This window comes from Streptomyces sp. NPDC037013 (genome assembly GCF_055607265.1).
Genome location: NZ_JBVJRV010000002.1, coordinates 611741 through 622344, shown reverse-complemented (window position 1 = coordinate 622344; position 10604 = coordinate 611741). Strand labels below are relative to the sequence as shown.

The 10604-nt window shown below is 70.6% G+C and carries 8 protein-coding genes; 4 read left to right on the top strand and 4 right to left on the bottom strand.

The features are described 5' to 3' along the window. Positions 1–21: 21 nt before the first annotated feature. Both ACZ7DY_RS07965 and ACZ7DY_RS07960 read left to right on the top strand, forming a co-directional pair. Entirely contained in the window at positions 22–249 is a 228-nt protein-coding gene (locus ACZ7DY_RS07965) for an MbtH family protein (protein ID WP_471131454.1), read from the top strand. Positions 250–304: 55 nt separating this feature from the next. After that, positions 305–1654 carry a tryptophan 2,3-dioxygenase gene (locus tag ACZ7DY_RS07960; RefSeq protein WP_471131451.1) on the top strand — a complete coding sequence of 450 codons (1350 nt, stop codon included), beginning with the start codon at positions 305–307 and terminating at the stop codon, positions 1652–1654. Positions 1655–1757: 103 nt separating this feature from the next. Here the strand turns inward: ACZ7DY_RS07960 and ACZ7DY_RS07955 are convergent, their stop codons facing one another. From ACZ7DY_RS07955 to ACZ7DY_RS07945, 3 genes are read right to left on the bottom strand one after another with little or no spacing between them, the layout of a single operon-like run. Then, positions 1758–2924: an alpha-hydroxy acid oxidase gene (locus tag ACZ7DY_RS07955; RefSeq protein ID WP_471131449.1), complete on the bottom strand. Its 1167-nt coding sequence runs from the start codon at positions 2922–2924 to the stop codon at positions 1758–1760. Then, a complete protein-coding gene (gene hppD / locus ACZ7DY_RS07950) occupies positions 2921–4012 on the bottom strand; it encodes a 4-hydroxyphenylpyruvate dioxygenase (RefSeq protein ID WP_471131447.1) in 1092 nt (363 codons plus the stop codon). The genes ACZ7DY_RS07955 and hppD overlap by 4 nt, the downstream gene beginning before the upstream one ends. Before the next feature lie 45 nt (positions 4013–4057). Further along, entirely contained in the window at positions 4058–5305 is a 1248-nt protein-coding gene (locus ACZ7DY_RS07945; RefSeq protein ID WP_471132407.1) for an aminotransferase-like domain-containing protein, read from the bottom strand. A 30-nt stretch (positions 5306–5335) separates the two neighbouring features. Here ACZ7DY_RS07945 and ACZ7DY_RS07940 point away from each other — a divergent pair, with 30 nt between their 5' ends. Together ACZ7DY_RS07940 and ccsB are read left to right on the top strand one after the other, a co-directional pair. Then, positions 5336–5524, top strand: a complete 189-nt coding sequence (locus tag ACZ7DY_RS07940) for a hypothetical protein (RefSeq protein WP_471131444.1) — start codon at positions 5336–5338, stop codon at positions 5522–5524. A 409-nt stretch (positions 5525–5933) separates the two neighbouring features. Further along, on the top strand, positions 5934–7094 hold the full coding sequence (ccsB, locus tag ACZ7DY_RS07935; RefSeq protein WP_471131441.1) for a c-type cytochrome biogenesis protein CcsB: 1161 nt from the start codon (positions 5934–5936) through the stop codon (positions 7092–7094). Positions 7095–7158: 64 nt separating this feature from the next. On the opposite strand, the gene ACZ7DY_RS07930 is transcribed toward ccsB, so the two are convergent. Then, positions 7159–10587 carry a DEAD/DEAH box helicase family protein gene (locus ACZ7DY_RS07930; RefSeq protein WP_471131438.1) on the bottom strand — a complete coding sequence of 1143 codons (3429 nt, stop codon included), beginning with the start codon at positions 10585–10587 and terminating at the stop codon, positions 7159–7161. Positions 10588–10604 lie beyond the last annotated feature (17 nt).

Genomic DNA, 10604 nt, shown 5'->3' with positions numbered 1-10604 from the left:
ACGGCAATTAGGAGAGACCCCATGGCCACCAACCCTTTCGAGGACGAGAACGGCACCTACCTGGTCCTGGTCAACGCGGAGGGCCAGCACTCGCTCTGGCCGTCCTTCGTCGAGGTCCCCGCCGGCTGGGAGCGGGTCTTCGGCGAGGACACCCGGCAGGCCTGCCTGGACCACATCGAGCGGAACTGGACGGACATGCGGCCCAAGAGCCTGGTCGATGCCATGGGCGCGGACCGCGCCGAGGCGTGACCCGGCCGACGGGGAACGGGTGACAAGTGACTGGTGAATTGGTGAGAGCGTGAACATGACGGAGAAGACGCCGGTGGGGGGATCCGCCGACTTTCGCGAGGACGGGCAGATCGGCGTCGGCGGCAGGGCACTGGGGCACAGCTCCGGCGCGGGCCGCACACAAGCGCTGCGCGCGGCGGTCGACGCCGTGACCGCCTGGTCCCACCAGGTGCTCGGGGCGGGCCGGCCCGACTTCGCCGGCTTTCCGTACGAGCAGGTCGTGGGGTACTACCAGCAGGTGGGCAAGGCGGCCGCCGCGCCCGAGCTGGTGGCCCTGCTGCGCGGAACCCGGCTCGGCATCGAATGCGCGGGCCGCGCCCGGCCCTGGGCGTCACCGGACACCTGGCTGTTCGACACCTGGCTGCCGCTGACCTTCACCGACCGGCCGATGAGCTACGTCTCGTACGCGGGCAACGACGTCCTGCGCGTCGCGGAGTGGGGGTCGGACGGTACCCCCGATGCGGCGGAGCGGGCCGATGACCTGCTCACGGCCGTGCTCCTCGCCGACCTGGTGGTGCGCGAGAGCGACGCGCTCGCCGCGGTCCGCGACAGCGACCGGCAGCGGGCGAGGACCACCGCGGTGTGGCAGGCCCTCGCCCGGCTCCCGGAGTACGCGCCGCTCGCCCTCCCGGACACCGCGCCGCTCGACGCGGTGCGGACCGCGCTCGCCGGGGGCGGGCCCGACGCGGCGGCACCGGTCGCGCGCGAGGCGGTCGACGCCCTCCGCGCCCAGGCTCCGGCGGCGCTGCTGCGCGCGGTCGAGGTCGCGCTGCTGCCGGTCACCACCCTCCACGACGAGCGGATGTTCATCCGCTCCATCCAGCTGTTCGAGCGGCTCTTCGCGCGGGTGGCGAGGGCGTTGACGTTCGCCGTCGAGGCGGTGCGCACGGACCGTCCTGCCGACGCGGCGGCGTTCCTGGAGACGGCGGCCACCCGCCTCGCGGGCGCCACGTCCCCGCTCTACCGGGTCCTGACGACGATGCCGCCGGAGTCCTTCGCGGTGATACGCGACCACACGCACGGCGCCAGCGCGATACAGTCCCGGCCCTACCAGCTGGTCGAGACGGTGAGCGCGAAGCGTGCCGGTGAGGCGCACTCCCCGGAGAAGGGCCCGCTGTTCACGCTCGACGCCACGCTGCAGGAGCAGTTCCTGACGCGGGCCGGCGGCTGGCCGACCGAGGACGCGCGCCGCCTGGGAGAGGCCATGCGGACGCTGGACGCGGGCTGGCGCGGCATGAAGCGCACCCACTGGGGCGTCACGATGAAGATCATCGGCCGGGTGCCGGGCACCGGCGGCACAGCGGGCGCCGACTACCTCAAGGCGGCGGCCGACCTGGCGCTCTTCCCGCAGCTGACGGCGGTGTAACTCCCGCCCTGCGTAAGGGAGAAGACAGAAGGGAAGGGGGGCGGCCGGATTCGAGTCCGGCTGCCCCCCTTCCCTCTCTGGTCTTCTCTTTCTTTCCTTCGGCTCAGATACGTACGACGGCGAGGTCGCGCGTGGCCGCGAGGTCGGGGCAGCCCGACAGGACCAGCGCCTCCCTCAACTCGGTGTGCAGCAGGCGCAGTACATGCCGGACGCCGGCCTCGCCGTCCACGGCGAGCCCCCACAGCACGGGCCGCCCGCACAGCACGCCGTCGGCCCCGAGCGCGAGCGCGCGCAGGATGTCGGCGCCGGTGCGCACACCGCTGTCGAGCAGCACCGCGCAGCCGCCGCCGACCTCGTCGAGGACTGCGGGCAGCGCCGTGACGCTCGGCGGCGCGGCCGGGAACTGCCGGCCCCCGTGGTTGGAGACGATCACTCCGTCCGCGCCGATGCCGACGGCGCGCGCGGCGTCCCGCGGGTCGAGGATGCCCTTCAGGACCAGGGGCAGCGCGGTCTGTCCGCGCAGCCAGGCGAGGTCGTCCCAGCCGATCGCCGGGTCGAAGGCGAGCGCGGTGTGCGTGGCGACGGCGGAGGCCCCGGCCCGGCGGGCGTGCGCGGCGGTGGTCCCCGGCGCGTTCGTGCTCGTCGCGTCCGTGGCGGGCGCGTCGGTGGCCGTCGTGTCCGGTGCCGGGCCGAGGTTGGCCGCGCGCACGTGGTCCGGCAGGGAGAAGCCGTTGCGCACGTCGCGCAGCCTGCGGCCCATGTGGGGCACGTCGACGGTGACGACGAGCGCCTCGCAGCCGGCCACCTCCGCGCGCCTGACCAGGTCGAGGACGACGGCCCGGTCGCGCATCCAGTACAGCTGGAACCAGCAGACCCCGCCGACCGCGGTGATCTCCTCGATCGGATGGCTGCTCAGCGTGCTGATGACGTACGGCGCCCCGGCGTCGCGCGCGGCGCGTGCCGCGGCGAGCTCGCCTTCCGGATGGAACAGCCGCTGGTAGGCCATCGGCGCCACGGCGAGCGGCAGTTCGGCCGTGCTCCGCAGCAGCGTGCCCGCCGTGTCGGCCCCGTCCGAGCCGCCGAGCACCCTCGGCACCGGGCGGAGCGCGTCCAGGGCGGCCCGGTTGGCCGCCTGGGTGGACTCGTCGCCGCTGCCGCCGTCGACGAAGTCCCGTACGTCCGGGGGCAGCAGGCCGGCGGCGAGCCGCGCCATCTCGTCGACGCTCACGGCGGCGGCCCGCAGGTCCACCTCGTGCAGGGGCACGGTCATGCGCCCGCTTCCTCCTGCCGGGCCCGCTCCATCTCCAGCTCGACGGCGCTGTACAGGGCCTTGATGTTGCCGCTGCCGAAGGTGCGCGCGCCGAGCCGCTCGATGACCTCGAAGAAAAGGGTGCCGCGCGGGTGGACGGAGCGGGTGAAGATCTGCAGGAGCTGTCCGTCCTGGTCCTCGTCGACCAGGATGTTCAGCTCGCGCAGCGCGTCGACGGAGTGGCGCTGCAGTTCGAGCCGGTCGGGCACCTGCTCGTAGTACGTGCCGGGCGTGGTGAGGAAGGCCAGGCCGTTCTCGCCGAGCAGGCCCACGTCGCGGACGATGTCATCGGTGGCGAAGGCGATGTGCTGGACGCCGCCGCCCCCGTGCTCCTTGATGAACTTGTCGATCTGGCCCGGCTCGCGGGAGGTGTCCGGCTCGATCAGCGTGAGCGTCACCGCGCCGGAGCGGCTCTGCACGACCTTGGAGTCCATGGCCTGGCCGCCGACGATGATGCGCTCGGTGAAGACCATCTCGAAGTCGAGGACGTTCTCGTAGTACGCGACGGTCGCATCGAGCTGGCCGGCTTCGAGGCAGACGGCGAAGTGGTCGATGGTGTGCAGGCCGACCTGCGCTTGGGTGGTCTGCTCCCGCTCGGACACTGGTGTCAGGCCGGGGAGTTCTAGGGCGTCCCGGTCGGTCGCGCGCTGCACGAACGTGTGCGTGACGTCGGCGAACGCGCCGATGGTCGCGGTGACGACGCCGTCGTGCTCGCGCGGTCCGGCCACCGGGCGGGCCCCGCGCCGCACGGCCTCCTCGTAGGCGGCCGCGGCGTCGGCGGTGGCGAGGGCGATGTCCGAGACACCGTCTCCGTGCCGCTCGACGTAGGCGGCCGCCGGGTGGTCGCCGCCCCGCGCGTCGGTGAGCAGCAGGCGTATGCCCGCGCGGCCGACGGCGGTCATGTGGGCGGCGCCGTCCGGGACGTCGGTCCGTGCCGAGTGCGCGTACACGCCGAGGCCGTAGTGGTTCACGAAGAAGTTGGTGGCCTCGGCGAGATCACCGACCGCGAAACCGACGTGATCGATGCGCAGATCGCCCAAGGGACTCATGACATTCCTTCTCGATATGATGACGGGTTGTTCGTGACGGAGAATTCAGGCGGCGGCGCACTGTTCGCGGATGAATTCCGCGAGGCGGTCGATGCCGACCGTGATTTCTTCCGGTGAGAGATAGCTGAAGGAGAGCCGGATCTGGGGCCGCGGCTTTCCGTCGCCGTAGAAGTGGTGCATGGGCGTCCACAGGACGCGGTGGTGGCGGCCGGAGTGTTCGAGGAGCGCGTCGTCGACGGGAAACGGAACGGTGAGGACGACGAAGAATCCGCCGCCCGGCGTGTTCCACGTCACGCGCGGATCGCTGCCTTCGGGGAAATTGCGGGCCAGTTCGTTCAGTACGTGCCGCAGGTTGCCCTGGTACAGCTCCGTCTCCCGGACATTGGCCGCGCGCAGGCTGTAGCCGTTGGCCACGAGCTTGCCGCCGATGACGGCCTGGGCGACCGGTGACGTATTCACCGTGAGCATGCTCTTGAGCTTCGCCAGTTCGTCGGCGAGGAGCACCGTGTCGCTCGCGCCGGGCCGGCTCACCCGCTGATCGGCGACGACGAAGCCGATGCGGGCGCCGGGCAGTCCGGTCTTCGCGAACGAGCCGAGGTAGACGACGCGGCGCCGGTCGCCGTCGAGCGACTTGAGCGTGGGCGCCGGCTCGCTGCCGGGGGCGTGGAACAGGCCGTACGGGTTGTCCTCCAGGATGAGGAAGTCGTGCTCCTCGGCGAGCCGGATCAGCGCCTCACGCGTTTCGATGCCGAGGGTGACGCCCGAGGGGTTGGCGAAGTCCGCCACCACGTAGCAGGCGCGCGGGCGCAGCCCCGCCGCCCTGGCCTCCTCGACGACCCGCACCAGGTCGTCCAGGTCGATGCCGTCGGCGTTCTCCCGCACGGGCAGGACCCGCATGTCGGTGAGCTCGGCCGCGCCGGTGGCGCCCACGTAACAGGGCATCGGGGCGATCAGTACGTCCTTGTCGTCCCTGCGCAGCGCGCGCAGCGTGAGGAACATCGCCTCCTGGCAGCCGACGGTCACGACCACGCTCTCCGGGTCGACGTCGATGCCCTCGTCGACGGAGAGGTTCCTGGCGATCAGGTCGTGGATGATGCCCTTGGTACGGCCGTACTGGAGGATCGTGCGGCGCACCCGGGCCTCGTCGCCGCCGTGCGCGCTCCGCAGGTGGTCCTCGAAGACGCGGAGGTGGCGGTGGACGTCCTCGGTGTCGAAGAACCCCTCGTACGGCCGGCCCGCGGCCATCGAGAGGGCCTCCGGAAAGCGCTGCGAGATCTCGTTCAGGAAATTCATCGACTCGATCACGGGCGAATCGAGTGAGCCGTGCAGCCCGAACAGATCGAGTTCGGCGCCCCGCCGGACTCCGGCGCCGACGACATCGCGTACTTCCACGACATCGCTCGCGACTACGCCACTGCTGATTTCCGCGTCGCTGATGATTTCTGCGTCATTGATGGCTTCTGTGCGCATGACCTGGCACTCGGCACGGCGGCCGAATTCCTCCCCCTATAAAGCAGCACGGGGCATCGGCACATTGCTGGTGACTCACAGAAAAGGGAACCCGGCCCCCGCTGACGGGTCCCCGCGAAACACGACATGCGCGGCTAAGGTGCGCGCAACACATCTCGCTCGATTTTTGATCGAATCATGATCGATTCAATCATGGCCGCTGATTGACCGTCAACCTGCGCTTGGTGCGGGCGTGACGTGCGACACGCACACCCATCTCCCCTTTGCCCGCGCCCGGTTGTGTTCACGGCCGCGCTCCCGCCCTCCCCCATCAACTGCCCGTAATGTACGGGCCATTGCCGCGTCGGGCCCAGGACCCCGGATGCCCTCCCGTCAAGTGCGGAGGCTAGGCTCACCCACGGGTGCGGAGCGTGCCCGGCCCGCAGTCTGAATCCTCCAAAGGGGTCGAGAAATGAATCTGGCCGCCAACGAGAACTTGGCGCATATCAGTAACGTGCTGATCTATTCGGCAATGGCCGTCTACACGTTGGCCTTCCTCGCCCATATCACCGAATGGATTTTCGGCAGCCGCAGCAAGGTCGGGCGCACCGCCGCCGCGCTGGTGGCCGAGGAGGAGAGCCGCGGCGCGGCCGGGGCGACGGCCCGGGCACGGGCGGCCGAGGGCGGCGGCACCGCCGTGCTCGACCGGCCGAAGGTCGTCGAACGGTCGCGGTCCGACACCCGTGACATCCCCGACGGCCCCGGCGCGCACGGCGACGACGCGCAGGGCGACCTGTACGGCCGCATCGCCGTCTCCCTGACGACGCTGGCCTTCCTCATCGCGGCCGGCGGCGTGGTCAGCCGCGCGCTGTCCGTGAAGCGGGCGCCGTGGGGCAACATGTACGAGTTCTCCACCACCTTCGCGACGGTCGCCGTCGGCGTCTACCTCGCCCTGCTCTTCGCCAAGAAGAACGTGCGCTGGATCGGGCTGCCGCTGGTCACCACCGTCCTGCTCGACCTGGGCATCGCCGTCACCTGGCTCTACACCGACAGCGCCCCGCTCGTCCCCGCCCTGCACTCGTACTGGCTGTGGATCCACGTCTCGACCGCCATCTTCTGCGGCGCGACGCTCTACCTGGGCGCGCTCTCCGCGCTGGTCTACCTCTTCCGCGACCGCTACGAGGTACGGCTCACCGACGGCCGCGTCGCCGCCAACGAACGCGGCCTGGCCCTCGCCCTGCGCGACAAGAAGGGCCCGGCCGGGGCCCGCCTGATGCTGTGGGCCCGCGTCGCGGGCAACGACATCCTCTCCCGCCTGCCCGCCTCGACGACCCTGGACCGCTTCTCCTACCGCATCAACGCCGCGATCTTCCCGCTGTGGACGTTCACGATCGTGGCGGGCGCGATCTGGGCGGGCGACGCGTGGGGCCGCTACTGGGGCTGGGACCCCAAGGAGGTCTGGTCCTTCGTCACCTGGGTCGCGTACGCCTGCTACCTCCACGCCCGCGCCACGGCCGGCTGGAAGGGCCGCAAGGCGGCCTACATCGCCCTGTGCGCCTTCGCCGCCTACCTCTTCAACTACTACGGAGTGAACTTCCTCTTCGGCGGCAAGCACTCGTACTCGGGGGTCTGAGGACCATCGCGATCGGCTTCGGGGGGCTTTCCGGCCAGGAGGCCCCCCGAAGCGCGTCACCGGCTCAGTCGCTCGGCCCTTCGGCCACCGCCGTGGCGCGGACGGCCCCGATGACGGACGCCATCGCGGCGATGTCCGCCTCGGCGAACAGGTCCTCCGGGCCGCGCGGGGCCAGGGCCGTGAACGGCGGGTCGTACAGCACGGCGATGTCGGCCACGCCGTTGCGGGACATGTAGTCGACGAGCAGGTCGGCGTAGCGGCTCTGGGCCGTGGAGAAGGTACGGCCCTGCCGGAGGTCCTCGAAGGCCGCCCGGGCGGCCTCGCGGTCCAGGCCCGTCAAAGAACGCAGGAAGACACCGAACCCGCCGTCCGCGTGCCGGGCGCGGTCGAGGTCGGCCTCGGTGCCGATGCCCGCGTCGCAGAGGAGCCGCTCCAGATCGCTCAGCTCCGAGGCGGTGACCTGACGGTTCCGGCGGATCTTCCGGATCGTCGCGGAGTCCTCGTGCGTACGCAGATAGATCTTCAGCTTCTGCTCGAACCGGGTCAGGCCCGTGTCGCCCGCCGTGCCGTGCAGCCGCGCGACCGTCAGCTCGCCCAGCTCGTCCTCGAAGTCGGTGTAGACGATGTTGCGCCGGGTCTTCTCGATGAGCCTGACCAGGCCGCGCAGGCGCCGCCGCACCGTCTCCAGCATCGGCGGGGTCACGTCCTGCCACCAGGTGTCGCCGGCCAGTTCGTCGATCAGCTCCTGCTGGGCCCGCACCGCGGGAATCGTGTACTGGTCCTGGAGGGCGGAGGCGATCTCCTGGACCTGCGCACGCAGCCGGTCGCGACCGGGGTCCGCCGTCACGATCGCGAGCTGCAGGCGGAGGACGGCCAGATCGAAGCACTTGGCCTCCTCGGTGTCGTCGGCGTCGCGGAAGGCCGTGGGGAGACCGGCGAGGTGGTCCACGGCCCGGGCGTGGGTCTCCTGTGTCAGCGAGAGCCAGGCGTCGAGGCCGGAGAAGGCGTCGACGTACTCGCGCCGCGGGCGCACCAGGAAGTTGTCCGGGTTCATCGCCGTGACTTCCTGGCACAGCCGTTCGGCCAGCTCATGGCGGAGCCCCGCCGTACTCTTCGTGCCGTCACCGGCCGCCTGCTCCGCCGGGTCGCCGTCCAGGGCCAGCAGCAGGTCGGCGCGGCTGGTGAAGATGCGCTCGGTCAGCGACGGCGCGATCCTGCCCTCGGCCTTCATGAGGTTCTGGTCGAAGAACTCGAGGTTCTGGCAGACATCGAAGACGAGGAAGCCGTCCTTGTCGCGGTTCGGGCCGAACAGGTCCGGGCACAGGCGCGTGCCGCGGCCTGTCATCTGCCAGAACTTCGTTTTGGAGCGCACCAGTTTGAAGAAGACGAGGTTCACGATCTCCGGCACGTCCACGCCCGTGTCGAGCATGTCGACCGAGATGGCGATGTGCGGCGTCTTCGCCGCATCGGAGAACTGGTCGATCAGGCTCTGCGCGTACTCCTTGCGGTAAGTGATGACCTGGGCGAACTGCCCGCGCAAGTGGGGGTAGTTGACGTCGAACCGCTCGGCGATGAACTCCGCGTGGGCGCTGTTCGCCGCGAAGATGACGGTCTTGCCGAGCCGGTCCCCGCCCGCCACGCGCACGCCCCGCTCCATCAGCGTGGCGAGGACCTTGTCCACCGTGTCGGCGTTGAACAGGTACTTGTTGAGCTCGTCCGAGCTGATCTCGTCCGGGACGCTGCCGTCCTCGGCCCAGTCGAGCTCGTCCCAGCGCTCCTTCTCCTCCTCGGGCAGATCCGCGTACTTGATGCCGCCGCGCTGGAACTTCAGGGGCACGTCCACGGCCCTGGCCGGCACGAGATAACCGTCCGCGACGGCCTCCTCCAGGCCGTACACGGCGGTCGGCACACCGGACTCCAGCTGGAAGCGCCGGTAGGTGTTCCGGTCGATCTCGTCCTTGGGCGTCGCCGTCAGGCCGACGAGCAGGGCATCGAAGTAGTCGAAGATCGCCCCGTACTTCTGGTAGATCGAACGATGTGCCTCGTCCACCACGATCAGGTCGAAGTAGCCGGGTCCGAAGCGGCGCGTCCCCGACTCGTCCACCTCGTTGATGAGGTTCATCAACGTCGGGTACGTCGACACGTACACGCGCGCGTGGCTGTTCTTCTCTTCGAGGAGGTTCACGACGGGTGCGCCGGGGAGCTGGTTCTTGAACGCGTTCGTGGCCTGCCTGACCAGCACCTTGCGGTCGGCGAGGAAGAGGACGCGCTTGGCCCAGTTCGCCCGCATCATCAGGTCGGACAGCGCGACGACGGTCCGGGTCTTGCCCGAGCCGGTCGCCATCACCAGCAGAGCGTGCCGTGCCGCGTCCGACTCGAACGCCTCCGCCACCCGGCGGATGGCGTGCATCTGGTAGGGGCGGCCGGCGATCCGGTCGTCGATCGGCAGCTTAACGAGGCTCTGCCGCCCGGTCCGGCGCTGGACGAGGAGTCGCAGCTCGTCCTTGGTGTAGAAGCCCTGTACGGCGCGCGGCGGGTGGCGCAGGTCGTCCCAGAGATACGTGTGGTAGCCGTCGGTGTAGAAGATGACCGGCCGCTGCCCGAACCTCTCCTCCAGCGCGTCCGCGTACAGCTTGGCCTGGTGCTGGCCCGCGCGCGCGTCCCTCGTGGTGCGCTTGGCCTCGACGACCGCCAGAGGCTTTCCGTCGTCGTCCCACAGGACGTAATCGACCCTGCCGCGGCCCGACTTGGACGCCGCCTGCGGCAGCCCCGTGACGGGGAACTCCCGGTCGCTCTGCCGGTCCAGCGGCCAGCCCGCCTCCTTGAGGAGCAGGTCGATGATGAGCGTACGGGTCTCGGCCTCGTTGTAGTCGTGTGTGTCGACGCGGGCCTCGTTGGCGGCCTTCGCCGCCCTGATCCCGGAGCGGAGGGCCTGCAACTCGGCGTCGAGATCCTGGTTCTTGCGCCGCTCCGCCGCCAACTCCTCCTGCTGTGCGGCGAACCGCTCCGCCAGCTTCTTCAGCTCGGCCTGCTTCGCCACCCGTACGCCGGCCGGCTCCGGGCGCGGCACGAGCGCCGGGTCGAAGGTCAGTCCCGGAGCGGGCAGGTTCGCCCGGTCCACGGCGTAGGTGCGGGCCAGCCAGTACATGACGTGGAACAGCTCGCCCACGACCCGCATCGCGTCGTTCTCCGTCACGGGCGTCCTGCGGTGCACCGCGGCGTTCCCCTGGCGCCGGATGACGTCCATCTTCGTACGGATCGCGGGGCCCGCCACCCGTACGAACGTGGGTTCCGAGAGCATCGCCGCCAGGTCGTCCCGGAAGGGGCGTCGCAGGGTCTCGTCCACCTCGAACATCCAGGTGACGCCGAGCTCCACGACCCGGCGGGCGTAGAAGACGGCCGCGCGCGGGTCGGCCACGGCGAGCCTCTCCGCGCGCACCGCCTCGCCGCGGAGGTCGGGCCATTCGGCCCCGAGGAATAGGAAGTTGCTCACGTGGCGCCCCCTGGTGC

Bases quoted from the DNA above. Each gene is read 5' to 3' on its own strand.
- ACZ7DY_RS07965 (WP_471131454.1), top strand. From the start codon at position 22: ATGGCCACCAACCCTTTCGAGGACGAGAACGGCACCTACCTGGTCCTG.
- ACZ7DY_RS07960 (WP_471131451.1), top strand. From the start codon at position 305: ATGACGGAGAAGACGCCGGTGGGGGGATCCGCCGACTTTCGCGAGGAC.
- ACZ7DY_RS07955 (WP_471131449.1), bottom strand. From the start codon at position 2,924: ATGACCGTGCCCCTGCACGAGGTGGACCTGCGGGCCGCCGCCGTGAGC.
- hppD (WP_471131447.1), bottom strand. From the start codon at position 4,012: ATGAGTCCCTTGGGCGATCTGCGCATCGATCACGTCGGTTTCGCGGTC.
- ACZ7DY_RS07945 (WP_471132407.1), bottom strand. From the start codon at position 5,305: ATGAATTTCCTGAACGAGATCTCGCAGCGCTTTCCGGAGGCCCTCTCG.
- ccsB (WP_471131441.1), top strand. From the start codon at position 5,934: ATGAATCTGGCCGCCAACGAGAACTTGGCGCATATCAGTAACGTGCTG.